Genomic DNA, 25,777 nt, shown 5'->3' on the forward strand with positions numbered 1-25,777 from the left:
CAATGTACCAGATCCTTTCGCTTCAAATTTTACGCATAGTCTAAAAAGGCTACATAATAAACAAGATTAAACGCTGGAATAATAGATTTCTAATCGTTTTGCAACGCCCCCCCTTCTCTGTGTAAGATACTAGGGAGGGCTTCTAATTGATGCTTTTCTCATGGCAGGGAAAGTTAGTACGAGGTGAATGAACATTGCCGACGATTATGGTAGTGGATGACGACGCCTTTGTCCGCGAACTGGCAGGGCTGTTATTAAGAGACGAAGGTATGGACGTCGTAGAGAAAATGGATGGTCTCGAAGCCTGGGATTATTACTTGCATCATTCCGTCGATTTAATCATTTTGGATATTATGATGCCCGGTATGGACGGTTGGGAACTGTGCAGAAAGCTGCGGGAGGTCGGGGACAAGCCGATGCTGATGGTCACGGCCAAAAAGGAGTCGCTGGACAAAGTCAAAGGCTTTCGTTTGGGGACGGACGACTATTTGACCAAACCTTTTGATCCGATGGAGATGGTCATGCGGGTCAAGGCACTGCTCAAAAGGTATCGGATCGCTACCTCCCATATCGTGAAGCTCGGTCGAGTCATTCTCGATAAAACGAGCTACCAGGTTCACTTTTCCGATACGGGCGAGGAATGGGCTCTTCCTTTAAAAGAATTTGAGCTGCTATACAAACTGGCCAGTTATCCCGGGCAAATTTTTACACGCGACATGCTGATCCGCGACATCTGGGGCTACGCGTACAATGGGGATGAACGCACCGTGGACACGCATGTCAAACGTCTGCGCGACAAGTTTGAGCGGTATGCCGAAGATTTTCGCATCGTAACGATTCGCGGCATGGGCTACCGTCTGGAGGCGTATCATGATTAACTCGCTCTATGCCCGCGTCGTGTTCACGTTTCTGGGGGCCGTCATAGTCAGCCTGCTCTCGGTTTTTTTCGTTCAAAGCTATTTCTACAAAAGCCATATCGAAGCGATCGTGGAAGAGAAGATGATCGGCAATGCCGAAATGATCATTCAATTATATAAGAAATTGTCTCCGAAGGATGCGAAGGCTTTCGTGGAAGTAAGCAGCTCCACTCCCTTTTATAAGATACGGTTTTATGACAGTGCGGGAACGCTGCTGAACCCGGGGAGCGCTCTTCCAGACCCAAAGAAGGATCAACCGTATCTGCAGCAAGTGCTCAAACAAAACAAAATTTATCGCAACGGATCCAGTGAGGATGACGAGATTACGGTTGGCCTGCCTTTTGCGCTGAACGGTTCGCCGCACGCCTTGTTGGTTACGACCCAGACCGGTTTTTTCCTCGACGAAATCGATTCCTTGATCCGGTATCAGCAGCTGTTTACTCTCGGTTTGGGAAGTATTCTGGTGTTGATCGCTGCGCGGTATTTGGTCAGGCCCCTGCGGAAGTTGACACATGCAACGCAAAGAATGGCCAGGGGTGATTTTAACGTTGGCCTGTCTACCAAACGTCGCGACGAAATTGGACAGCTTACTCTAAGCTTTAACGCGATGGCGGCTGAATTGGGAAGGCTGGATATGCTCCGTCGGCGGTTTGTTTCCGATGTATCCCACGAAATCCAATCTCCTCTAACATCGATCAAAGGATATACCCGTGTGCTGAAGATCAAGTCCATGGACGAGAAGACCCGTATGCGGATGCTGAATATTATCGACGAGGAGAGCGACAGGCTGTCCCGGCTGTGCGACGATCTGCTGGAATTGACCAGCCTGGAGCACGAGCATGCAAAGCCCGCCCCGCAAAAGTTTCGTCTCGACGAGCAACTGCGCAAAGCTGTCATTCGCCTGGAACCGCAATGGTCTGCCCGCAATCTGGATATGCAACTTAGGCTGGAGCCGATAACTCTTGTGGCGGATGAAGACAAGATGAATCAGGTGTGGAACAACTTGCTTGGCAATGGCATCAAATTTACCGCCGATCATGGAAAGATAATGGTGGAGTCTTTCCAGAGAGGCGAAAGCGCGGTCGTCCGAATAACGGACAATGGAATCGGCATACCTGAGGAGGAAATCAGCCAAATTTTCAAACCGTTCTACAAAGTGGATAAAGCGAGAAACCGCAATATTAGCGGCAACGGAATCGGTCTTTCCATCGTGAAGCGAATTGTCGACCTTCATCATGGAAAAATCGAAGTGTCCAGCAGATTGGGGAGCGGAACCTCCTTCTCGATCACCCTTCCCCTCGAAGATACAAAGCCCGAATTGTAATCCTCCGTTCAAACTGAGGACAAATTCGGGCTTTATACTATCCTCGAAAAGCCGATTTAATTTTTTTGATCAGAAGGAGGACCAAAAATGAAAGTATGGATTGCCATCTTGACCCTCCTGACATTCAGCATGTCGGGAACCTATGTCCAGGCGAAGGAGAATCTGAAGCTGCCGCCCCCCGCAACCACAGCCGCCGAGCGCCAGCTTTGGCAATCGGAAGGGTATGGCCATATATTCGAAATAGAAGGCCAGTCCGTTAAGGTCTACAGCTACACCAAGGACAGCTTGGTACCGTTCGGGAAAGGAAATATCGAGAACAACGGCGACATTTATATTCATGAAATTTACGACAACTCCAAAGCCCAGGAGCAATTTAATGCCCCGCGATTTCTGATGGGCCGCTTCGTTAACGGCAGCTTGACCGATGGCTTGGGGTACGTGCAGCATCTCAAACGGATCGATAATCTTCCCAAGGTGAAGTATAACGGATTCAGCAAGGATCCCGTGCAAAATTTTGAAGTATTCTGGCAATCCTTTGAAGAGAATTTCAGTTTCTTTCCGCTCGTCAAAGTGAATTGGAAAGAGGTGTACAAAGAGTATCGGCCCAAAGTTAGCGCCGCTACCTCCGAGAAGGAACTGGAAGATATTTTGACGCAAATGTTCCAAAAGCTGAACGACGGACACAGCATCATATTCGGTAAAGAGGGTATGATCTTCTCCAAGTCCAAAGTTGAGCGAGAAGAATTTTTCATAGCCAATTCGGAGTCGATGCAACGAAACGTCGAAGATGGATATATGAAAGGTGCGGTAAAGAGCAAGCTCGACGGGCGCATTGTTTATGGCCAAACGAAAAGCGGCGGCGCTTACGTTAGGCTGATTGGTTTTGACGAGTCCGATCCGCAGAAAATTGACCAAGCACTGGCGGAAATGGTGCGGGATCTGGCGAACTGCCGCAACTTTATAATCGATATGCGCTTTAATGAGGGGGGTGAGGACTTCTTCGGGTTGAAAATAGCCGGCTTGTTTACCGAGAAACGCAAGCTGGCGTATGCCAAACAGGCCCGAACAGGCGGATACGAGCAATTCTCCAAGCCTACGCAGGTATATATCGAACCGGGAGCAAAGCAGTTTTCGGCTGACAATATTGTGGTGCTGACCAGTCCGATGACGGTAAGCGCCGGCGAGACAGGAACGATGGCCTTAAAAGCATTGGACAAAGTAACGGTTATCGGGGAAAAGACGTGCGGATACTTTTCGGACATGCTGCTTAGACTGTTGCCGAACAAACAGTTATTCACCCTGAGCAACGAACGCTATACATCGCCTGACGGCACTAATTACGAGCAGCGCGGCCTGCCTCCGGACGAAAAGATCATGATCAAGCAAGCCGATATTGATGCCGGCAAGGACCCGGTGATGAACCGCGCTTTGGAATTGCTTAAAAAGAAGCGATAAGGGACACCCCTTTCACTTATGGGCACTCCTCCCATGGGATAAAGCACAAGCCCCTGGCAAATGTAAATGCCGGGGGTTTTTGGCGTTCATTCCGCAAAATCACCGGGTACCCCGAAACCATTCCGTAAGGCGGACGGACGGATACTCTTTTAATGTGATATAATCACGGCAATACCTTAGACCGTTTAATTCGTATTGGAGGAACCGTCGAGATGCTATCGGAAAAAGTGGTCCATTATTGCAAAAGCAAAAACTGGTGGTTTGAAGAGATTTTAGAAGAGTATGAACAGGCTTTAGTAAAGTTAGGCATCGATTTGGGTTCAGATTTTGCAACGTTTTATTTGCATGCAGAGGATGGGCCGACTTTCATTAATAGACGACGTGAAATCTATCAGATTTGTTGGTTTATGATCAATTCTTCGGACTACATGCTAGGTATGGAGAGGACGCATGCCGTTTTAAACCTGCCTGAAGAGTATATTCCGTTGGATAACTTTGCAGGGGAGTTCGGCTTTTTTTACAATAAGAACACGGACGAAGTGTTAGGCTTAGGATTGGGCCAGCAGATGGAGGATTTTTTTGCCGGCAAATTGGAGTCGCAATGGAAGAGCTTTAACTCCTTTCTGGAGTGGTATTTTGAACTGACGGATTCGAGTGTGACGATATAGAAAAAAGCCCCAGCTACCGTTATCAACCATATATTTGGGCAAAAACCACAATAGTGTGTCCCCAAAACAATTAAAGGGAATTCTTCCCGCTAATTTGGTGCGTATGCGGCTCCAGAGGCGAATTAGCTGGAAAACCTCCCGCTAATTCGCCTGAAATTGTGTATACCGGCAATAGGAGCGTGAAATAGATGGAACTTTTCCAGCTAAATCCGTTCGAAGAGCCCAGGACGGTATATTAACAGGAGATTTTCCCGTTAATGGTGTTATATTGCTTGATTACAGAGGCACACGCTTGGAGCAATCTTTCAAGAGAAGAAATGATTTCAGCATACCGTGAGGTAACTGAACTTCAAATTGATCATCTGGGATGGCAATTGCAAATAGGTGGTTTATGTTGGTTGATAAAAACATTATATTGGCTTAATCCTCACCTCCGATAAGGAGGCTTGTCGGCAGATGTTACCGGGAAACCGGAAATCTCAGTCCATCGACTCTGCCGAAATCGTCTCGCAGCCGTTGAATAGCGCAAACTTTTGGAAACAACGGTTCAGGGCTGTTCGCAACTGCTTTGTTAGCCGTATGCCGTTCTCGTACCAAATATTTTTAACAACGAGCGTCCCGGTTTTTCGCTCCGCGATAACCTCGGCTCGTCCGATGAGGCTTTCTCCGTATAATAGAGGCAGCACATAATAGCCGAATTTCCGTTTGTTGGCGGGGGTGTAAATCTCCCAGGTGTAATCGAAGCCAAACAATGCGTTGATCAGCCTTCTGTCCCACATCAAATTGTCCAGCGGGGCAATCAGCTCGCAGCGAAATTTCGGCTCCGGATTTTGCAGGACGGCTTCAATAAGCGGCAAGTCCTCCACGCGGCAGTACAGCGTATCCTTCACTTGGTCTACGGCAATTGCAACAATGCGGGCTTCGTCCAACAACTGGCGAAAAACCTCCTTGCGCTGCTCCGCTTTTAATCCCCATATGCTTAGCCAGGCATCGGATGCGCGATTCCATAAAAGACCCACAGCGCCGATCCGGCGCAGTACCCGCCACTTGTGATGCTCAAGCTCGTCTTTCAGGGGCTCCGACGCATTCAGCAGATTGGGCTGTATATACTTCCCGGCGATATCGTAGTATTTACGTGTTCCTTTTTTGTGATGGATAACCAACTCGCCTGTTGAGTACATCTGTTCCAGCACCGACCGGGACGTATTGTTTCCGCCGCTCCAATGGATGGCCGATCGCCATGAGAAATTTCCATCCAATTTTAGATCATCCGAACATATCGCACCGTGATTTTGGATGTGGACCCGCACTTGCTCCGTCAACGCTTCCATCTCGGGATAGCGCTTGGCATGTTGTCGGGCGGCCTGCCTGTACCGCTCAAAATACGGCCAGTCCTCAACAGGCATAATAGCCAGATTCTTGTCGGGATAATCGATTAGTAATCTGTCTTTATAAAGCAACTCGTCGAGCAAGTTCTTGGTAAATCCTTTGATTCGCGACTGCAGCACCAACTCGGCGTTTTTTCCGCAAACATCGATGGGATCGAATTGAATACAACCGACCTGCCGCACAAAATCCAAAACTCCCTGTTTTCCAGTAAATTGATATTCACCTAACAGCCCGTGCTTCAACAAAAGAAATTGCCGTGCCTGGCGGTTTGTCAATTCGATCATGTACGCATCGACTCCTTAACGGAACTATTCCCTCTATTCGTGGAAAAAAACAAACACACGTTCCCATAATTTTACCATTATATAGGGAACAAAAACAAGCATTATTTAGGTTAAGGTTCACCGCGTTAGTGGCCCATCAGACAACCTGGATAATATTAAATACCTGCAGATTTGCATCTTTTTGGAGTTGCAAGGGTTGGAAAATAGAATTCTTATTTTCCCCTACTACGATGGTCTCCCTCTAAACCGTTCAATCGCATCCTCGGTCACCGGCTCGAAGAGGTTAAGCAGGTTGCCGTCGGGATCGCGGAACAGCATAGAGCGGTTCCCCCACGGCATCAGGGTCGGTTCCATTACCCAATGATCGACCAGTGGCTTCAAGCGCACATATTCGGCTTCGACATCGTCGACGCGGAACTCTAGAATGACCGTGCGATTATGGGCCCCTATTGCGGAACCGGCGCCGAATAGCTGCGTCGTCTGGACATGGCCGATGGCAAGGGTGCAGGACGGCAGAACGAGCTCGGCAAATACGGGCGCGGGGCGCTCCGCCGAAACCTCCATGACTTTCTCATAGAACCCGACAAGACGATCCACGTCGTCCGTAATGATGCGTACAGAAGCGAAATTCACAAGATATCATCCTTCCTAATATCTATTCCTTTACATTTGCATGTCCAATTATAAAAAAACGCTACTGACAACATTATGTCAGTAGCGTTTTAGAATTCTTCGGGCTTCCTCACGAATCCGATTTCGGAATGATTCGGGTTCCAACACGATTATTCCCGATCTCCCGCCGCATATTCGCCCGGACAGACGTCCATCACTTCTCTGGAAGGCTGGATCAGCGCCATTTCGAACCTGCAAGGCCAATGCACTTCCGGCGCCATCTCCCCGTTCAGCAAGCCGGCGATCGTTTCGCCGTCGCTCACCGGCACCTCCGCTTCAAACAAGTAGGCTGCGACAGCGAAGGCATGCCGTGACACGTCGTTCGGATCCAAGGTATGAAAATGATACTGCACATCCGGAAGTCCAAGGGCAAACAAGCCGAGCGAATCGACCAGGCTGTCTTCGGTCCCATGAATGGTAAAATAGCGGATATTCATGCCGAACTGCAAAAACCTCTCGGCCCCTTCGTACGGATTATCCGTAATTTCCGCCGGATGCAGCAATTTCCCGCTCGATGGAATCCAGATCGCTTTGCAGGTCGGAAACAGGCTAACGGCGACCTCCAGCCAATCCGCCAGCAAGGCGCTGCGCGATTTATAGTCCAGCCCCGCCGCCATGAAGTCGCTGATCAGCAGCTTATAGCGGCATTTTTGCAGAACGTCCTCCGCATCCGGCATCGTCCAAAACTGGGTTCGCTCCAAGTCGCTAATCGTCTCCGGTTGAAAAGGAGTCATGTCGGTCATCATCACCTGAGCCGGCAGCTCTCCCTCCTGGTAGGCTACTTTATAAGCCTCCACGGCAAACGACGACAAGGCGTCGTCTGGCGACACGGTATCCGTTTTCCCGCAGCGGGCTTCTAACGCCTTCCGAATGGCTTCCGCATTCGGCCGTTCCGCGTTCTCCTCAAACAGCAGATACATTTGAAACAACCGCTGAAACTCGCTTTCTTCATCTAAATTTTGCTGTAGCACGCGTTCGCTCTCCATTTTCCCCTACCACTCCGTTCGTATGTCATTTCCCTCTACTATAGAGATTCCCGCATAGTTCACGCAACTCCCGCCAGGAAAATGGTTCCAAAGTCGGGTCTATGGGACATTCCGTCTTTGCCGAACGCCTATAGATACGTATAGGGCTGTGATGGAGCGGATGGGTGAGTTGAAGTTACGTGTAGGCCAATTGAATGTAAATAAACTGAACGACGAATTGACAAATTTCACCCGCTTGGTCGTAGCCCCAATAAACCGGATAAGCGCCATCCCCAAAACCCGACTGAAACAGGGATATATGGTACTCGGTATCAGGAATCCGCCAGTTCACCCAATCGCCTCCACTGCGCTGATACTGTGGATGCTCACGAAAACTCTCAGCAAACAGAGCGGCAAAATAATCATCGTAAAGATTGCCATCCGGATGTTCTTTATGCCAGCGACTAGAAAAGTCGCAAAACGCTTGATGCGCCTGCTTATCGCAAATACATGCCAGACCGGCGTCTACATTAAAGCCAAAAAACTCTCCGTCCCCCATCCCCGAAATATCTTCATGTCCAATCAGCGCTTCCTCGAACCGGACGGCAGGAGCATCGGAAAATCGCAGACGAACGGCGGCATAGCGGGCACAGTCCCCCTCCTCGTCCGGCTTCACCACACAGACTTCGGTAGAGTAGGTTCCAACGGGTGCCGTTTGGAAATAAGGCTGCTCCTCTATATGCCCCAAATAACATAGCGGATCGCGGACAAGAATTTGACCCGTAGGAATAGAGGTGGGGCCGATATCCATAACTACCAGCTGCTTACCTGCTATTTCAGGCAAAATAAAATAGTCGTTCAAATCTACGGGGCATTTCAATTTGTCACGCTGCCGCTCCCACTGGGACAGCCACTCGCTCGTTGGTACCATCGGCATTCATCTCCTGAAAATAGACTTGTACAAGTAGAATGTGTGCTAACCTTAAATTTTCCCAAATCCTTTTTCGCATATCATATCCGACTCGAGAATATCATACAGATTTTGCTTGGATTCTTCTAATTTTTGTTGAGCGGCTTCAATCTCCGCAATTTTATTTTGGATCAGGTTTACATGCTCATCCTTCGGTATCCCGTTCATCGAGATCATGACTTGGATATCCCGAATCGAGAAGCCAACGGCCAAACAATGTTTAACCACGCTCAAATGATGAATGATGTCTGGAGTATATACCCGATAATTGTTTTGATTCCTTACTACGTATTCATCCGTGATAATGCCGATTTGCTCATAATAACGAATCGTTGAAATCGGAAGATCAACCCTTCTTGCAACTTCACTTATCTTCATAACCAACACCCCGTTCTCAGCGCTTGCTATAAAGTATACTTTATAGTTTACCATCTTGTTAGTAATGATGAGGAACATCATTGCCAGACTCAACCGAAAAAGGAGAGGACCCTTTATGAGTATCCATACCGGCAACTACCACAAAACTAACGACTTCAACAAAATTGTGTTGGAACGTCGTTCCGTTAAAGTCTACGATCCCCAAGTAAAAATCAGCCGCGAGGAAATGCGCGAAATTTTAGCGGAAGCTACCCGTGCCCCATCGGCCATCAACATGCAGCCCTGGCGTTTCCTTGTGATCGACAGCGACGAAGGAAAACAAAAACTCGCGCCGCTAGCTTCCTTCAACCAGACACAAGTTTTGACATCTTCGGCTGTCATTGCGGTATTTTATGATGCTCACAATGTTGAATATATGGACGAGATTTTCAATAAAGCAGTAGAGCTCGGCTACATGCCGCAGGACATCAAGGACATGCAATTGCCGCAGGCAAGGTCGTATTATGCGAGCCTGACTCCAGCCGCTCTGCGCGACATCAACATGCTGGACTCCGGCCTTGTTTCGATGCAGTTGATGCTGGTAGCTCGTGCGCACGGGTATGACACCAATCCGATGGCGGGTTATGACAAGGAACGAATCGCGGAGGTCTTTGGCCTGGACAAAGATCGCTTCCAGTCGGTCATGCTGATTTCGATCGGCAAAGCGAGCAAAGAAGGCTATCCCTCCTACCGTTTGCCCGTAGATACGATTACTAGATGGGCTTGATTGAAGCTCGAGATCGACTTGACGACGCATTTTGTCCGATAAAAGCTGAACCGGTATAATGTAATGAAAAAGAGTTGGGACTTGCGCCGAATGCAGGTGAAAAGAGGAGATGAAGGAAGTGCCAAATCATAACCAAGCCAGGCCCCCTGCCGGTTCTATTCGAGAAGTTGGTCGTTATCCCATCGACCTAACAGGCCCTCACAGCCATACGCTCGTCATTGAGCCAGGCGTGGGCAGCCTCTCCATTGGACCGGCTCATTTGGGCAGGAAGGCGGATCTGTACGTCGAGCCTGATGCACATATCGATTGGACTGTATTCGATGCCTTTGCCACGCCGGCGGGCTCGCCTTGGCCACGATTTTTGCACTACACGGGCAGCGACGCCGGATTCTTCGACTGGGCACGGGAGCGCCCCATTGAGGAAATGACGTGGGTTCCGATCTTGTCTGCTGACACCGTGGCGGACGCCAGCCGTTCCAAATTGCATGCCTTGCATGTCGGGCTGGACCCGTCCGGTGGGCGGCTGCACCTGCAGCTTCCGAAGCGGGTTGATTATTTCCGCCTGAGTATGTCCGGCGACCTGTCGCGCTTCTCGGCCGATGGCGTTAGGCCCTACTCGCTGACACTGGCGCCGAGTACCAGCCGACGCAATAATGGGGCTCCTGTCCTGCTGCCCGATCTGGGTGAGCTGCACCAGGTCACGAATCTAACGCTCCGGAACGAACCGTTGGCACAGCCTATCTCGCTGGAATGCCTAAGCCGTTTCCCCAACCTCACATCCCTGAGTTTGTGGGGCAACTTCTGCGACTTGGATCAACTGGCCTGTCAGGCCCGGTTAACCAATCTGGAGCTGCGCTACATGCCTGATCTGGGTGGCTTGCCGCCCTTGGATACATTGCCGCTGCTTGACAGTTTTATCGCCTTCAACGTGGAGGAGATCACCGGCAAGCGTCTAAGGCAGCAATTGAAAACACGGGCTAACACCCGCCCGTGGAACGGGTATACTTCAGTGAGCAAATTGCGAAAGCCTGAATGGTGGGCGGCCGAGTTTGGACGTCCGTTTTCATCCTGGCCCAAACGTCTGGCTAAACTGGCTAACGAAGCCTACGACGTTGCCCAGGCGGCCATGGCCCAAGCTCGCAGCCTTGCCGATGCGGAGGCGGCCATCACCGCCTTTACCGTGCGCTTCAATACACTCAAAGGGATCGAAACCGTTGAGAGAGAAGACCTGGGTGAAGCCGTACGGCAACTAAGCCAGTCCGACCACCTGATCGGCCAGCCTATACCGGAGGAGATGGCTGAGCGCTGGTTTGACGCAGCACGCGATTACTGAGCGAAGTGAAGACCCTTCCCATTGAAAGGGGGCGCTTCCCAAGTCATATTAAATGACTCAGGAGCGCCCCCTTTTTTCATTTATTCACCGACTCACAGAGGCATCCAAAGGCGCTTATCAGAACATGTTTACGATATCGCTTGGTTTTGTCATTCTACTAGTGCCCCATCAGACAACTTTGATCACATGGAATTCCTGCGGATTTACATCTTTTTGGAGCTAAAAAGGGTTATGAGATAGTTTGCAAAATATGAACGATTTTCACCTCCATATGGGAGTCGTCGATCATCTTCTGGTATTCGGGTTTTAGCAATTGATACTGCTTCATGCGGTAGTAATCCATAATGGCTTGCTTCAAGGTGATATCATACTGAATCGAAAATGAGGGCTCGATAAAGCGCCGCAGCACAGCGTCATCTTGGACCATAAACAATACGGCATTCAATCTGTTGAAAATTTGCTGCTCCATGCCGGATTCAAAAAAAGCTTGCAAGTTTTTATTCCGATTTTGCAGGGCAACCGACAGATTCTCAAAATGGTGCGGATAAAATTCCTTCAGATCCTGCAAGAACAAATCGGAGATATACACGGCACACATCAAAGATTGTAAAAACGTGATTTGAAACCGTTCCAAAAAAGAGACGGAATCATCATTGGCCGTGGCGTCAGCTTTCTTCGAGTAATCCAAGTAATAATCTACAACCTGTTCGATGATGTCATCTTTGGAGGCAAAATACTTATATAGTGTCACTTTGCTGATATCCATATATTTTGCGAGATCGTCGACTTTCAGTTGGCTGAATTTTGTTTTTCTAATCACGGTTTTTATTTTTTCTATATATTTCTCCACACTCACGGCTTTTCTCACGAATAAATGCCCCTCTCTGTGATTCGTATCAAATGCATTATAACAAATTTACAGCCTTTTTATTTACACTAATAATGAAATGAATTAGGTTAACTAATTTAGTTAATTTAGTTTACTTAGTAAATACGCTGTTGTATAATCGTTCCTGTACCTAATCATCCGATGGCGGATTATACCAAGGGAGGACGATTCAAATGGAACTATCCAGTAAGGGCAAATTTTCCGGCAAGAAAGTCGTGATCACGGGAGGCAGCAGCGGAATCGGCCTCGAGACAGCGAAGCTGCTAGTGGATGAAGGGGCGCGCGTGCTGATTACCGGACGCACTCAGGCGACGCTTAACGCGGCTCGTGAACAACTCGGCACCAACGCGACCTCGTTCCTGAGCGATGCCGCTTCATTGGAGGATATCGCCGCGTTGGCCGATCGAGTGAAGGTTGAATTTGAAACGATAGATGCCCTGTTCGTTAACGCAGGTGTCACCGGCTTTGTCCCATTCGAGTCAACGACGGAAGAAACGTTCGACGAGATTTTTACAATCAACGCTAAAGGGTCGTACTTCACCGTCCAAAAACTCGCTCCACTCCTGAGCACAGGAAGCGGGGTAGTCTTGACCACTTCCATCGTGAACGTCGTGGGTCTCCCCATGCTCAGTGCGTACGCAGCCAGTAAAGCGGCGCTACGCTCCATGACTCGAAGTCTGGCACGCGAGTTATTGCCTCGAAATATTCGCGTCAACGCAGTCAGTCCTGGCGTCATTGACACAGGGATCTTAGAGAAGGCCATGCCGAAGGAAGCCGCCGAACAGACAAAGGCACAGATGACTCAGCAGATCCCGATGCTGCGTTTGGGCGATCCCGACGAGGTCGCCAAAGTCGTAGCATTCCTGGCCTTTGACGCCACCTATACCACCGGGGCCGAGTTCCCTGTCGACGGAGGCGGCTCCCAGATTTGAAGCCCGAGGGGGGGACATCCATTGAGTACGAACCAACCAAACCATATCGCACTGATTACAGGCGCGAGCCAGGGAATCGGCTTGGCATTAGCCCGGAAACTTCTATCGCAGAACTGGCAGGTCCTTACTTTGAACCGTTCCGATATTCCGGCGGACGATATGCTCATGCAAAATGCCCTCAAGAACGGACAGCTCCGCACCTATAAAGTGAAGGATCTCACCGATTATGGCAGCTTGAGACACGCTTTGGAAGAAATCAAAAGCAAGGAGCGGCGGATCGATATTTTGTTCAACAACGCCGGAGGAGGCTTAAGTGAGCTGCGCTATTCGAAACAAGGCCGCGAAATGCATTATGAATTGCTGACGGTCGTTCCCTATATTGTTCTGATGGAATTGAAGGAGCTGTTGACAAACGGCAGCTTAAAAACGGTGATTAACACTTCATCGCAGGTGTTTCGATTTACGAAAGAGTTTTCGACCGAAAACTTGGAGCATCCCAAATCCTTCCGTAAAATGTATGGCCCTTATGCGACTTCAAAGCTGGCTCTTTCGTTGTGGACCCAGGCCATTGCCCCACAACTTGCCAAGGAAGGCATCAAAATCCGCAGCGTCGACCCTGGAATTAACAACACGCTAAGAAAGGGAAAAGATTCCGGACTGACCGCATCGTTTGGGCTATTTATGAAGCTGTTTGCCTCTCCGCCTACGCATGGCGCCAACCTGTTATTTGAAGGCGCCCTCGGCAAAAACCGCAATGAGACCGGCGTGTTCTTGTTGAAAGATCGGGTGGCGGACTTGAAATTTACAGATCACGCGCAGCATGTACTGGACAGAATATCCGACATCTATAGCCGTGAGTTTCTTGACGGGAATGTTCTTCATGGCTGAGTTCCAGGAGAGCTTTGCTTAGGAGACGATCTTCTGAACTGCGTTCCAATTGCGGCATATTGATTACTACCTGTAGGAGCGCCGGACGAGATCGGATATCTCATTGGGGGTTTAATCCGACATCATAGAAGGGGCTTCTGTCGGAAATATTACTTTTAGGGACACCCTTATGGGTGCCCCTTTTGCCTATAGCTATCGTTAGATTAAGCTTAGCAGTTTGTTTGCTCGTTAAAGATCGTAGACCTACTATATCCTCTGCTTGGAAAGTGTCTCGAAATAGTCAATGACCACCTCCCGAAATTCCAAAGCCCCCTGCGTAAGGTACCGACTTTTGTGCCGTAACAATGCGATTTCCCGCACTAAGTTATGGTCGTCGATATGGAGATAACGGATCGGGTCTCTTTCATTTCTGGCTGTACTCGGCATAAAGGCGATCCCGATCTCGGCTTCCACGAGTGCACTTAATCTTGCTGGTTCATCCCCCTCATACACATAATGGGGTTCAAACTCAACCGATTTACAGGCGGCGTCTACAATATCGCGAATCCCATAACCCCTCTTTACCCCGACAAACCGCTCTTCCCTGAGTTCCAACAGCGTAACGCTGTTTCGGTTCGCCAGCCGATGTCCATTCGGAACGGCAACGAGGATCGGGTCAACGAACACGATTTGGCACTCTATGTCCTCCTCATAAATTGGCGGGGAGGATAAGCAAAAATCGACTTCTCCTCTATGGAGGAGCGCGATCATTTCCCGCAAGCTCGTCATTTGCACGTGGACTTGAACGTTGTTCCTCCTTTTTTGAAACGCTCGAAGGATATTGGGTAACGTGCTTGCGGTCGTTACCGCTAATTCGAGCGTGCCCGGCACCCGGCCAGCTAAATCATTAAGCTCCAGCTTCCCCTGTTCCAGTTCAAACAAAGCCCTTTCCGCACGGCGAAGGAATCGGCTTCCGGCCTCGTTTAATTTCAGTTTTCTGCCTGATCGATTAAAGAGAGGGACACCCAAACTCTCCTCAAGACGCTGAATCGTTCGGCTGAGCGAAGATTGCGTAACGTGCAGCGCTCGGGAGGCTTCAGTCATATGCTCCAAGCGAGCTACCGTGAGAAAATACTGCAATTGAAGAAGTTCCATTTCAACGCCCCATTCATTCCTTCTAGTAAATGGGATTATATCACAAAATGCGTTAGAGTAAATGTAAATACTCAAGTAAGATAGCTATAGAAACATAAAGGGGATGATTTGCAATGGGGGCTCAAAGTAGATGGTTGGTGATAGCCGTCGGGCTCGGGATTATGTTGAACCCGTTAAATTCTTCAATGATTGCTGTCGCAATCGCGAGGCTGCAACACGTGTATCATCTAAATTTCAACGTGGTATCCTGGCTAATTTTCTCCTTCTACATTGCAAGTGCGATTGCTCAGCCCATCGTCGGCAAGTTGAGCGATTTATTCGGGCGGAGGAGAATATTCCTAGCCGGCCTTGTCGTATCTTTCATTTCTTCTTTACTGGCTCCGTTCTCACCTAACTTTGGTTGGCTCATTGTGTCGCGTATTGTGCAATCAATCGGGACAAGTATGATGGTTGCAACTGGAATGGCCATTGTGCGCGTTCATATAACGGAGAAGCAGGCGACAGCCCTATCCATTCTCTCTATTTTCATGTCCGGAGCGGCGGCCATCGGACCCTTCGCCGGGGGAGTCTTGCTAGAGTGGTGGGATTGGCCTTCGATCTTTATCGTCAATATTCCGTTTGTGGTCATAAGCTTTTTCTTAGCTTGGAAAATGATCCCCAAGAGTCAACCCGCTTCCTTTGAAGGCCGCATGTCCATTCGTAAATGGCTGGCTATGATTGATGCCTCAGGGATTGTATTTTTTACTATCGGACTGGTTGCCCTGCTAGTCGGCGTAATGTCGGCTAACTCATCCGGATATGTCTCATTATGGAATGGGGTTGTTCTAGCAATCGGCTTTGCGGCTCTGGGCGTGTTCATCCGACACGAGTTAAGAACGACGTCGCCCTTTATTCCGCTGCGTACATTTGCCTTATATCCATCGATAACATGGGTAAATATACAATTCATGCTGGTCAACCTACTATTCTATGCCCTATTCTTCGGGCTTCCGTCCTATTTGCAAATGGTGCGTCATGTTAGCGAGTTCCATACCGGCATCCTGATGCTGACCTTAGGCGTGAGCTCCCTTGTTGCCTCCCCCATCGCGGGCAAATGGATCGACAAATCGGGACCGCGTCCTGCATTAGTGTTATCCGCAATCTTGATGGCAGTCGGTTCGGTGTGGATCGTAACCTTAAATGAAACGTCACCGGTGATCAGCGTGAGCTTTGCATTGACCGCATTCGGGATCAGTAACGGGCTGAATTCTGTCGGTATGCAGGCAGCCTTGTTTAAAAGTTCCCCTAAGGAAATAGTCGGTGTAGCATCGGGACTGTTTAATACTTCGCGGTATTTGGGTACCATTTTATCTTCCTTATTGACAGGAATCATCATGAGGGGGACGTTCAGCTTCGCAGGATTTCGCCTTCTTGGTGTATTCCTCACAGCCGTTGCTTTAATTCTTGTTGTGATTAGTCTTCGATTTCAGGTGTCTGGACAACGGAAAGAGGCTAGTGCGAACAATGGAGTTGGCTAGTAAAATTAACTACCCGATAGGGTACGGTTCTTCTGTGGCCCGTCTTCGCATGTCGCGAGATGAAATAGACGAATACACAGAGCAGATGTATCATGCCATGAAAAACACACTGGAATAATAGTTGCAGCAGCTACGACTTGGAATTGGCGCATAAGAAGAACACTCGCCTCCGTAACGGCGAGTGTTCTTTTAGTATTAGTTGGTTAATATTTTTGGTTGCTCATTTGCAGGCCCTACAATCGTGTTTCCGCCGAAACTGAGATGCTGACCATACTTCTCTACGATAAAGTCGTTAAACGATCCGTCTGCATTCACTGTGGCAATGACTGTGGGAGCGTCTTTTTTGGTGAACGTCATTTGATCCTTGTCCCATGCATTTGTTCCTCTTGCTCCCTTATATCCTTTCAGATCCAGATCTAGCATCGTTTTTGCGTCTTTCACTGCATTCTTCATTAATGTATCCAACGTCAGATTCTTGATCTTTGTATCTTTTGCTTTTTCTTCCTTTTGGAATTCTTCGTAATTATCTACGCTTTTACCATGATTTACGCCTGCTTGGAGCAGTTCCAGCGTTTGTTCTTCAATGGCAAAGCTCACATCCATCGTATTTGATTTATACTTATATTGATACACATTCGGTTTGCCATCAAGGACAAACACACGATCTAACTTTTCTCCTTTCTTGACCTTACCATTGGTAAGCTTGGATAATACCTGAGCCGCCTTCTTCTGCACGCTTGCCGGGGCATCGTCAGGTGCATAATTTACGCCATGCAGCTCTCCGTTGTCTTCCATATAAACTTGTTTATTTTGTTTGGCATTCGATGAGATTGTACCCACACTGTAGATTGACTCCGAGATATTCACATACTTCGGTTCTTCCCCTGGGAACAAAGCTGCCCACGTTTCCTTCAGTTTGGTTTGATATTTCCCACCGTTTAAATCTTCATAATTGATTTTAATACCGATATTTTCGAGCTTTCCATTCTTTTTATAAGTAATAATATCGTCCTTGAAGTTCTCTCTTTTAAAACTCACCATATCTTTCATGGCCGTTCCCTGAATTAACGTATACGTATTTCCTGTTAGCTCTTTCAGTTTATCCTGAGCCTGTTGCATAAGCTTCTGATCCTGCTTAGCATTCTGTGAAGCATTTGTATTTACCTTGTTAGGCGAATCTGCCTGAACAGGGGTTTGGCATCCCAGCAAACTTGCTGATAATAAGGCTACCCCGAGTATAGGTAAAATTTTCTTTTTGGTCATATCAATGAATTCCTTTCTTTTGCTACCTCATGGTTATACTGAAATAGAAGTGCATCTCCAAGCTGCTTTTTCAATACATATCAGTCAATTAACAATTTGAGTTCTTCATTTGGGGGACCTGCGATGGTCATTCCGTAAAAATCGATTGTCTGATTATACTTGTCAATGGTAAAGCTGCTAAACGATCCGTCTTTATCAAATCTAGCAGTAACTGAAGGAGCCCCTTCTTTGGTGAACGTCATATAATCCTCGTCCCATGCATTTGTTCCTCTTGCTCCCTTATATCCTTTCAAATCCAGATCTAGCATCGCTTTTGCGTCTTTCACTGCGTTCTCCATCAAAGTGTCTAACGTCAACTTCTTCATCTTTGCACTTTTTTCTTTTTCTTGTTTCTGGAATTCTTCATAACTGTCTACACCTTTACCAGCGGTACGATATACATCTGCTTGGAGCAATTCCAGCGTTTGTTCTTCAATGGCAAAGCTGACTTCGATCGCTTCTGATTTATACTTATATCGATACACATTCGGTTTGCCATCACGGACAAACATACGATCCAACTTAGCACCCTGCTTGACCTTTCCATCGGTAAGCTTGGATAATGCCTGAGCAGCCTTTTTCTGCACGCTTGCTGGAGCATCGTCAGGAGCATAATTTACGCCATAAGCCCCGCCATTCTCTTGCATATAAATTTGCTTATTTTGCTTGGCATTCGACGAGATTGTACCCACACTGTAGATTGACTCCGAGATATTCACATACTTCGGTTCTTCCTCTGGGAACAAAGCTGCCCACGTTTCCTTCAGTTTGGTTTGATATTTCCCACCGTTTAAATCTTCATAATTGATTTTAATACTGATCGTTTCGAGCTTTCCATCAGCTTTATAAGCAATAATATCGTCCTTGAAGTTCTCTCTTTTTAAATGGATAGAGTCTTTTGTAGCAGTTCCTTGAATTAACGTATACGTATTTCCTGTCAATTCTTTAAGCTTATCCTGAGCCGTTTGCATAAGCTTCTGATCAAGCTTAATATCTTGTGAAACATTGATATTTACGTTGTTAGGCGCATCTGCTTGAACGAGTGATTGGTATCCAAGCAGACTTCCTGATAATAAGGCTACTCCAAGGATAGGGAAAATTATTTTTTTGTTCATATTAATAAACTCCTTTATTTTTTATTTTGCTTACCCACAGCTTGTTAATGGAATGCTTCAGTCACGTTGAAATGAATCTATAGAAAATCAGTAGTCATCACCTCCTCTCACTACATTTATTAGTCCGTTCCTTTTTCAGATAACGGCCTTAGCTCAATTTTAATGGAATAGATCGTTCCTTTAGAGGTGAACAACGCAGTCACGTCTGGAGAACCCGCTTTTGTGAACGTTAATGTATCAAACCGTGATTCAAGTTTGGACACGCTATAATCAGTCAAGTCCAAATTCATCCATGCTTTAGCTTGCTTCACTGTTTCCTCATGAATCTTATCCAGCTCAATTGCTTTTGTTTTCTCAACTAGATCATGATATTTATTTTTATCGTCCAATTTATAAAGGTGATCCGACAACGGAAAAGCTAATACCTCTGTGATCTGATTGGTATCTTTTTGTACATCAATGAGGACAGAACCCTTCTTTGTTTCATACACGAACTCATACACCGGGTTTTGATTGGGTCTTAAGATCATTTGACTTACTGACCGTTTACTTTGTTTAAAATCTCCAACTTTATGAAAAGCTTGGTCCGCTGCATCTTTTGCAGCATCTGGAACCTGCTCCTCTCCAATCGTTTGCTCCGCATAATACCATTTACCTTGGTTAAATTCGATGGATCTGTTTTCGTTTCGCGCCTTTATGTGAAATGTGTTCGTATCATATTCGTACATAATCACATCATTAATTTCTTCTCCCTGGGGAAAAATCTCATTCCAGACCCTTTGCAGCTGGCTTTTAAACTCTTGGTCCTCAATGTCATCAAAGCGAATCATCCCTGTATGAAAATGCTTATTCCCATCCAAACCTGTCGCATAAAGTGTATCCACCTTCTCATTTGGATTCATTTTCATTTCTTTGACAAAAGGATTCAAATATTCAAGCAAGGATAGCCGCTCTATGGTTTGAGCCATGACAGGAGTTAGAGACACACAAAAAGCAACCAATGCCGCTGCGATGACTCCCGCCCTTCTTGTGAAGACTGGCTTTTGGAGTGGCACGCTTTTAGATTCAAGTTTTTCTACAATCTGTTGACTAATGCTATGCTCTGGCGTCTCCGTATCCCGAATCATTTGCTCCACCTGTTGAATACTTAGATTTTTAGATGGATTTGGTGATTGACGCATTCGCTCTACCTCCTTCATTAACTTCCTTCGTCTGTAGTTTTTTACGAAGGCGTTCATACTTTTTGCGCACAGTTGCTGGTTTCATATTCAACATTTCACTAATCTCGTCAAAGTGATATTGATGAATCGCCCGGAGAACCAATATATGTCTCTCTTCGATCGTCAATAAATTTAGAAAATCCTTCAGTGTAGTTTGACTGTCGATTTGCTGAGTCGAGGTCTCAGGCTGATCATATTTATAACGATCTATAAAACGAAACCACCTTTTTTTGCTCCGGATTTGATTCAGACTGTAATTGTAAGCAATTTTGTACAGCCATGCCGAGAAACTCATATTTGGACGATACTTATGTATCTGTTCATACACTCTAATAAAGATTTCTTGCCTAGCATCCTCGGCTTCTTCCTTGCTTTTGAGCATATGGTAACAATAGATATACATTGGTTTTTCAAAGTTTCTTATAATTGAAGCGAAGGCTTCCTTATCACCATGCTTAGTCCTTTCAATCAGCATCTCAATTTCTTCGGAGTCTGATTGATACTCTCTGTGCTGTCTATCCAAAAGTCTTCCCCCCCTCCTGGCTTCACTCTTAATACACCAATGCAGCTCATTTTGTGACAGCAACATCAAAAATAATGCTTGGTAACATCATCCACCTTGAAATAACGAAAAAGAAAAAAACACCGCCTATAAAGGAAATAGCACTCTTCTAGATTATAGAAGGGTGCTTATATTCCATACAGATGTGTTTTCCAATGGACACTCCAATGTTAAGGCTGACTTCCGTTTGTACTAAGCGCCAACAAGCGTTTTAGATTGTCATCAATAAATGTATTATCGGCACTGTTGATGCCGCGACCGGCAAAATGGCCCCACATTGACTCTATAGGCTTAAAAATAGCGTTCGGTATACGCTCAGCCTCGTATTCGCTATCGTCCGCCGGGCAGAAGAGATCCGTGCTCCCTGGCATGACGCAGGCAAGCGCCTTAATGCTTCCCAGCGCCTTATCGAAATCTCCGCTGTAGGTGGGATTTGCACTAATATCTGCATTTTGGCCCGTCCATAACATAGCTAAAACATTGTGCGGATCCATCCGCACAAAGCTGTTTTCCCAGACGCCGACCATAAAATCCGCCAAGGAGTCAAATCCCAGCTCACGATAAAGTTCCTCTCTGTAAAACGCCTGCGATACGCCCCATCCCGCATAGACACGGCCAACGGCACGCATATCTTCAGAAGTCAACTGGTTGAGTTTGCTTGAATCGAAGCGGACGGCGGCTATAAGCGAAGCTTTCATGCCTTCCAGGACCACATATGTTTGAGGCCAAGTCTTGGCAACGCCGGCGAAAGGCGCAATGCGTTCCACCATGTCGGGATAACTTGCCCCCCATTGGAATGCTTGAATGCCTCCCATGGACCATCCAACGACGAGAGCGATCTTTTGGATGCCGAATTTTTCAGTCAGCAGCCGATGCTGGAATTGAACGTTGTCGTAGATGGTTACCTGCGGAAAATTCGCCCGGTCGAATGGCGGAGGCGTGTTGCTGGGAGACGAAGATAAGCCGTTGCCCAGCAGATTTGGAACGATGATGAAATATTTTTGCGGATCCAGTGCCATGCCGCTGCCAATCAACCATTCATTCTGAACATGCTGATCGCCAAAAGCCGTCGGATAGACGATGACATTATCTTTTTTTTCATTTAATCTTCCATAAGTTTTATAAGCCAGAAAAGCGCCCGGTAACGTCACTCCCGACTGCAAAGTTACGTCGCCCAAATCGAAAATCTCATAATCCATCGTATAGCCTCTCCCTTCAAAATGAACCCTACCCCATGCCTAAAAATGTATTCCTTGTTGTTAGTATAGAACTGTGCTACCTTCAATAAAAGTGAATTAATTTCAACTTAGCATTCAATAATATTGAAAGTTAAAGGGGAATCATAGGATGGAATTGCGCCAACTTATTACGTTCCGTACGGTTGCGTCAACTTTAAATTTCAGTCGGGCTGCGGAAGCGTTGAATTACGTTCCCTCCAACGTCACGATGCAAATCAAAGCGTTGGAGGATGAGCTTGGCGTTCGCCTCTTTGACCGCTTGGGGAAGCAGCTTGTTCTCACCCATGCGGGCAAGCGCTTTTTAACTCAGATCCAAAGTGTTCTGGATAAATTGGACGAAGCTCGCAGCGTCGTTCACGACAATGAAGTGCTGAACGGCACCCTAACGATCAGTGCTAACGAGGTGATTTGCGCCTATCGGCTTCCGGCTGTCTTTCAACGATTTCGTGCGCAGCATCCGGGCGTTCGTTTGATCTTCCGCTCCGTTCCCAATCAGGAACTCAAGCAGGCACTCTTTGAGGGAACGGCCGATATCGTCTTTATGCTGGACGAGCCCGTTCGCTCGAACGGACTTGCCGTGGAGCCTCTACTGGAAGAGACTTTCCGCCTTTTCGCCGCTCCAGACCACCCGCTCGCTAAACGAACGGTGCTGCAGCTGGATGATTTTCACGGAGAAGTGTTCCTGACGAATGAAAAGGGCTGCCCCTATCGAACCATGTTTGACCGGTCATTTGAGAAAGAAGGCATGGATAGTATTACGTATTTAGAGTTTCAAAGTGCGGAAGCCATTAAACAATGCGCCATTTCGGGAATCGGCATTGCCTTTCTTCCCGAAATCGTAGTGGAAGCCGAAGTTGAACGGGGCGAACTTGTTGCTCTTCCCTGGCAAATTCCAGACCTTCACGTGTATACACAAATGTCATGGCACAAAGACAAGTGGCTTTCACCCATCATGTTGTCTTTTATAGAAGCGGCAAGGGGGGTTCTCCTGCTGGGGATTTGAGCTTTGAATCGTAACCATTAGGGAACAAGAGGAGAAATTCAATATAAATAAAAAGCTAGTAGTTATAACCCCGTCTTGGATGTAACGGGGCTGAACGACACTTATTTGGAATAGAGCTTCTAACCAAGCTGGGAACGCGGCCAAGATTGGCCGGCTCGAATCCCAAGCCCGTAAGGATTGATGGCTCAAGATTTCGTACTTGTGATGGAAATGCCTATCTTGCGTTCCGCGATGGAACTAGGGAAAGGGGTACCCTTCCAGTCGCAGCACTATCATCTTAAGTGCACAACACATCTGCATTAGGCGTTGAATTGGCAGCAAGTAAATAGTGACCTGTAGGAATCTCAAACATAACAGGTTATGTAAAATATTCCTTTAGAGAAATTTACATATTATGTATTTTGTAGCATTATGCCTATAAGAAATATTTTCCATTTGCATCAAAATTATCGGGATGTGATTAGCCTTTTCTTAAGGTGTCTATTGAAGCTGGCCAGCCTTCAATCCACATATACTCCTATGAATATTACATCGGACAAAAATATATTTTAGAGGGAGAATATCATGAAAAAAATCTTATCTTTAATATTAACTTGTTCGTTCTTCGTATATTCTGGATTAAATGTTTCTTACGCATCTTCTGAAAGTAATGCAGTCGATACAAAGCAGTCGTATGATCAGCAAATGGTTAAGCTAGAAAACTCCATTAAAATTGAATCTAAGGTACCATTACAGAAGATCACTATTGATCCTAATAATAGTAAAGAAGTGGAAATGACTATTAATAATTATAAGTTGTTACCAAAGACTGCTAATGATATTCGTGAATATTCTGAAAAAGTTCAAAATGGTGACATTACCTCGTATGGAATTAGTCTATATCTACCAGCAGGGAGTCAAGGGAATTTGTCAACTAACTCCACTACTAGAACTTACGTAGGCTACAATCATAAAACATATTATGAAGATATAGTAGTATACAATAGTATAAGCCCAGAAACAGAGATCAATAAAACAAAAAAAGAAAAATGGGCCGATTATGCAAAAAAAACTATTAGCGCGACAGTTAAATACTATATTGATAAAACACTAGATTCTGTTACTTTAGGTAATTGGAGTATGGCAAAAATTTTTTTAGAGGGTATCCCCTCTCAAGTTAGTGGACAAACGGAAATTACACATACGGCCAAATTCATCCAAAGTGTAGCTAAAAAAAATACCTATATAGTTTTGGATGGACAATATTATTTTGGATACGCCAGTGAGAGCGGCTCTTATTACTGGCAGAATTTCCGCAACATTCCGGGATACGGTATGATATTTGATGAAAGCACCCCTGTGGTATCAAAAAAGTTGCCAAATTATGATAAGGGTGACGAAAAGGCATATTTTAATTATGTTAATGGGGGGCTTACTGAACGTTTTAGCAATTACTCGTATGGAGGTGTAATATTCAACGCGATTTAGTATGAAAAGGAAAATATTACTGCTAAGTGTCCTCGTTTGTGTATTGCTGTTGATTTATGTTCTATATAGCGGGTATATGTATACAAATAGTTACTACAAGCATGAACATATTAAGGGAGTAGTTGTAGGACTTTCTGATAACAAACCCGGTATAGGGTCAACCCTTCAACAAATTAGAAGCATTGATGAACAAGAAATTGCTGAAGTGGTAGGGCTCTTAAAAGACAGGACAGTCATTAAATTATTTCCTGACATAGGGCCTGTAAGAGGGCATTCGAGTCAATATTTTGATTTACGAATTGAGCTTATTTCAGATACTAATTTAACCTTAGAGTATAGGGTCTCCTCAACCGGGCATGTTGAAGTTAAAAAAGGGGTTGATAACAACCCCTCAAATACTTTGATTTTCGGTGGCAGCAGTAAGGAATGGTTTAATGAAATAAACGCTTTGTTTGAGGAAAAAAAACAAAATCCTCTATGGTCTAAACAGGAGTAACCGGTTATTCACCGTTTTACTCCTGTTTCTTTCAGCGCGCCCGGTAAGGGCGTACAGAATCATTAATAAAGAAATATCAGTGACTGGGGACAGAAAGATCAATCGAATTGAATTTAGCTCCCGCTATCGCTGTGAAATAAGCGAGAATCAAGCAGCAGGCGATCTCATTTTTTGCAGGTTATCGCGATGAAATCCCTTCACAATCAACCAGACTGCCAAGGTCATCTCATAAACGCCTACAGGCAGTGCGACCAGTCCTTTTACTGCCGAGTAAGGTCCAATAATTCCGAACATTTGCAATAAACCAGCCACAAAAACCATAACCGCTGTAAGCATTCCGAAAATCGCTATCGGTTTAGGCACATAGCCTGTTCGATAGAGCAAATAACTATATATACTTGTATTGATGCCTAACATGAGATTGGGACCCAACATAGCCGTCCAGCGATAAATATCCTGCAGCAATAACCCTATAGGCTCAAGATTGGCTGCATTTGCTAAGCTGGCCGTACTATAATACGTACTAAGCCGTAACAAGCCTAATATACTTAGGATTCCGATTGCAATAAATACAGCCTCCATAAACCGAAAACATAAATATCCCAATGCAAGGGGTTCATTCCAGAGCCGAACGTAAGGAAATAGCATGATTGAAGTACCAACAGCCGTAACCACAAGCAGGAGATCATTCAATACACCGATTAAGACCTTCGTTTCCGACCCATTTGCCACGGCCATCTGCCATTGCTCCGACAAGACAGGCCCGTACAAAACCACCGCTATGATTGACGACAATGCAGCTATGATATAAAAAATCCCCAGTATTCTGGCATTCCTTTTGTCTCGCATTTTTCCTCCTGAGAAATCATTTTTTGCTGATGCTCGTATGGTAT

Annotated in this window: 25 protein-coding genes and 1 pseudogene; 13 read left to right on the plus strand and 13 right to left on the minus strand. The window is 46.3% G+C overall.

The genetic code is table 11. The features are described from left to right. The first annotated feature begins 194 nt into the window (after window positions 1–194). The 4 genes from FRY98_RS16665 (at window position 195) to FRY98_RS16680 (ending at window position 4,364) form a co-directional block, all read left to right on the plus strand. Window positions 195–878, plus strand: coding sequence for a response regulator transcription factor (locus tag FRY98_RS16665; RefSeq protein ID WP_148453951.1), 684 nt, complete (start codon window positions 195–197; stop codon window positions 876–878). After that, a complete protein-coding gene (locus FRY98_RS16670; protein ID WP_148453953.1) occupies window positions 871–2,241 on the plus strand; it encodes a sensor histidine kinase in 1,371 nt (456 codons plus the stop codon). The genes FRY98_RS16665 and FRY98_RS16670 overlap by 8 nt, the downstream gene beginning before the upstream one ends. Window positions 2,242–2,328: 87 nt before the next feature. Then, window positions 2,329–3,696, plus strand: coding sequence for a S41 family peptidase (locus FRY98_RS16675; RefSeq protein WP_148453955.1), 1,368 nt, complete (start codon window positions 2,329–2,331; stop codon window positions 3,694–3,696). Window positions 3,697–3,908: 212 nt separating this feature from the next. Beyond that, window positions 3,909–4,364 (plus strand): hypothetical protein, encoded by a 456-nt coding sequence (locus tag FRY98_RS16680; protein ID WP_148453957.1) that lies wholly within the window; start codon window positions 3,909–3,911, stop codon window positions 4,362–4,364. Between the two features lie 479 nt (window positions 4,365–4,843). Here the strand turns inward: FRY98_RS16680 and FRY98_RS16685 are convergent, their stop codons facing one another. The 5 genes from FRY98_RS16685 to FRY98_RS16705 form a co-directional block, all read right to left on the minus strand. Continuing rightward, entirely contained in the window at window positions 4,844–6,037 is a 1,194-nt protein-coding gene (locus FRY98_RS16685) for a winged helix-turn-helix domain-containing protein (RefSeq protein ID WP_148453959.1), read from the minus strand. Window positions 6,038–6,262: 225 nt separating this feature from the next. Then, window positions 6,263–6,670 carry a VOC family protein gene (locus FRY98_RS16690; protein ID WP_148453961.1) on the minus strand — a complete coding sequence of 136 codons (408 nt, stop codon included), beginning with the start codon at window positions 6,668–6,670 and terminating at the stop codon, window positions 6,263–6,265. 149 nt (window positions 6,671–6,819) lie between these two features. Next, complete coding sequence (locus FRY98_RS16695; protein WP_148453963.1) at window positions 6,820–7,680, minus strand: DUF4261 domain-containing protein; 861 nt, start codon at window positions 7,678–7,680, stop codon at window positions 6,820–6,822. Between the two features lie 190 nt (window positions 7,681–7,870). After that, window positions 7,871–8,605: a DUF4241 domain-containing protein gene (locus FRY98_RS16700; RefSeq protein WP_148453965.1), complete on the minus strand. Its 735-nt coding sequence runs from the start codon at window positions 8,603–8,605 to the stop codon at window positions 7,871–7,873. Between the two features lie 51 nt (window positions 8,606–8,656). Further along, window positions 8,657–9,022 (minus strand): MerR family transcriptional regulator, encoded by a 366-nt coding sequence (locus tag FRY98_RS16705; RefSeq protein WP_225039062.1) that lies wholly within the window; start codon window positions 9,020–9,022, stop codon window positions 8,657–8,659. A gap of 115 nt (window positions 9,023–9,137) precedes the next feature. Here FRY98_RS16705 and FRY98_RS16710 point away from each other — a divergent pair, with 115 nt between their 5' ends. Both FRY98_RS16710 and FRY98_RS16715 read left to right on the plus strand, forming a co-directional pair. Then, complete coding sequence (locus FRY98_RS16710) at window positions 9,138–9,788, plus strand: nitroreductase family protein (protein ID WP_148453967.1); 651 nt, start codon at window positions 9,138–9,140, stop codon at window positions 9,786–9,788. Window positions 9,789–9,897: 109 nt separating this feature from the next. Continuing rightward, window positions 9,898–11,121, plus strand: a complete 1,224-nt coding sequence (locus tag FRY98_RS16715; RefSeq protein ID WP_148453969.1) for a hypothetical protein — start codon at window positions 9,898–9,900, stop codon at window positions 11,119–11,121. A gap of 229 nt (window positions 11,122–11,350) precedes the next feature. Here FRY98_RS16715 and FRY98_RS16720 read toward each other — a convergent pair whose 3' ends face one another. Then, entirely contained in the window at window positions 11,351–11,989 is a 639-nt protein-coding gene (locus FRY98_RS16720; protein WP_148453971.1) for a TetR/AcrR family transcriptional regulator, read from the minus strand. 194 nt (window positions 11,990–12,183) lie between these two features. Between FRY98_RS16720 and FRY98_RS16725 the strand changes: the two genes are divergently transcribed. Then, the gene (locus tag FRY98_RS16725; protein ID WP_148453973.1) at window positions 12,184–12,942 is read left to right on the plus strand and encodes an SDR family oxidoreductase; all 759 of its coding nucleotides are present in this window, start codon (window positions 12,184–12,186) and stop codon (window positions 12,940–12,942) included. 21 nt (window positions 12,943–12,963) lie between these two features. Continuing rightward, a complete protein-coding gene (locus FRY98_RS16730; protein WP_148453975.1) occupies window positions 12,964–13,830 on the plus strand; it encodes an SDR family NAD(P)-dependent oxidoreductase in 867 nt (288 codons plus the stop codon). Window positions 13,831–14,076: 246 nt separating this feature from the next. On the opposite strand, the gene FRY98_RS16735 is transcribed toward FRY98_RS16730, so the two are convergent. Continuing rightward, window positions 14,077–14,964, minus strand: a complete 888-nt coding sequence (locus FRY98_RS16735) for a LysR family transcriptional regulator (protein ID WP_148453977.1) — start codon at window positions 14,962–14,964, stop codon at window positions 14,077–14,079. 113 nt (window positions 14,965–15,077) lie between these two features. Between FRY98_RS16735 and FRY98_RS16740 the strand changes: the two genes are divergently transcribed. Together FRY98_RS16740 and FRY98_RS28990 are read left to right on the plus strand one after the other, a co-directional pair. Next, window positions 15,078–16,481, plus strand: coding sequence for an MFS transporter (locus FRY98_RS16740; RefSeq protein WP_148453979.1), 1,404 nt, complete (start codon window positions 15,078–15,080; stop codon window positions 16,479–16,481). A 16-nt stretch (window positions 16,482–16,497) separates the two neighbouring features. Next, a pseudogene (locus FRY98_RS28990) lies at window positions 16,498–16,599 on the plus strand (short-chain dehydrogenase); the annotation flags it as partial. A gap of 77 nt (window positions 16,600–16,676) precedes the next feature. Here FRY98_RS28990 and FRY98_RS16750 read toward each other — a convergent pair. From FRY98_RS16750 to FRY98_RS16770, 5 genes are all read right to left on the minus strand, one after another. Beyond that, window positions 16,677–17,744: a hypothetical protein gene (locus FRY98_RS16750; protein WP_148453981.1), complete on the minus strand. Its 1,068-nt coding sequence runs from the start codon at window positions 17,742–17,744 to the stop codon at window positions 16,677–16,679. Window positions 17,745–17,824: 80 nt separating this feature from the next. Next, window positions 17,825–18,898: a hypothetical protein gene (locus FRY98_RS16755; protein ID WP_148453983.1), complete on the minus strand. Its 1,074-nt coding sequence runs from the start codon at window positions 18,896–18,898 to the stop codon at window positions 17,825–17,827. Between the two features lie 119 nt (window positions 18,899–19,017). Beyond that, window positions 19,018–20,079, minus strand: a complete 1,062-nt coding sequence (locus tag FRY98_RS16760; RefSeq protein ID WP_148453985.1) for a hypothetical protein — start codon at window positions 20,077–20,079, stop codon at window positions 19,018–19,020. Next, window positions 20,054–20,641 carry an RNA polymerase sigma factor gene (locus FRY98_RS16765; RefSeq protein ID WP_148453988.1) on the minus strand — a complete coding sequence of 196 codons (588 nt, stop codon included), beginning with the start codon at window positions 20,639–20,641 and terminating at the stop codon, window positions 20,054–20,056. Before FRY98_RS16765 ends, FRY98_RS16760 begins: the two co-directional genes overlap by 26 nt. 209 nt (window positions 20,642–20,850) lie before the next feature. Next, window positions 20,851–21,879, minus strand: a complete 1,029-nt coding sequence (locus FRY98_RS16770; protein ID WP_148453990.1) for an alpha/beta fold hydrolase — start codon at window positions 21,877–21,879, stop codon at window positions 20,851–20,853. Between the two features lie 148 nt (window positions 21,880–22,027). Here FRY98_RS16770 and FRY98_RS16775 point away from each other — a divergent pair, with 148 nt between their 5' ends. The 3 genes from FRY98_RS16775 to FRY98_RS16785 all read left to right on the plus strand — a co-directional run bounded on the left by FRY98_RS16775 (window position 22,028) and on the right by FRY98_RS16785 (window position 24,884). After that, entirely contained in the window at window positions 22,028–22,921 is an 894-nt protein-coding gene (locus FRY98_RS16775; protein ID WP_148453992.1) for a LysR family transcriptional regulator, read from the plus strand. Window positions 22,922–23,485: 564 nt separating this feature from the next. Beyond that, the gene (locus FRY98_RS16780; RefSeq protein WP_148453994.1) at window positions 23,486–24,388 is read left to right on the plus strand and encodes a hypothetical protein; all 903 of its coding nucleotides are present in this window, start codon (window positions 23,486–23,488) and stop codon (window positions 24,386–24,388) included. Window positions 24,389–24,464: 76 nt separating this feature from the next. Continuing rightward, the gene (locus tag FRY98_RS16785; RefSeq protein WP_148453996.1) at window positions 24,465–24,884 is read left to right on the plus strand and encodes a hypothetical protein; all 420 of its coding nucleotides are present in this window, start codon (window positions 24,465–24,467) and stop codon (window positions 24,882–24,884) included. Between the two features lie 147 nt (window positions 24,885–25,031). On the opposite strand, the gene FRY98_RS16790 is transcribed toward FRY98_RS16785, so the two are convergent. Beyond that, window positions 25,032–25,733, minus strand: coding sequence for a DUF4386 domain-containing protein (locus tag FRY98_RS16790; protein ID WP_148453998.1), 702 nt, complete (start codon window positions 25,731–25,733; stop codon window positions 25,032–25,034). Window positions 25,734–25,777: the final 44 nt, after the last annotated feature.

Origin of the sequence: Paenibacillus faecis (genome assembly GCF_008084145.1) — a bacterium.
GTDB classification, from domain to species: domain Bacteria; phylum Bacillota; class Bacilli; order Paenibacillales; family Paenibacillaceae; genus Fontibacillus; species Fontibacillus faecis.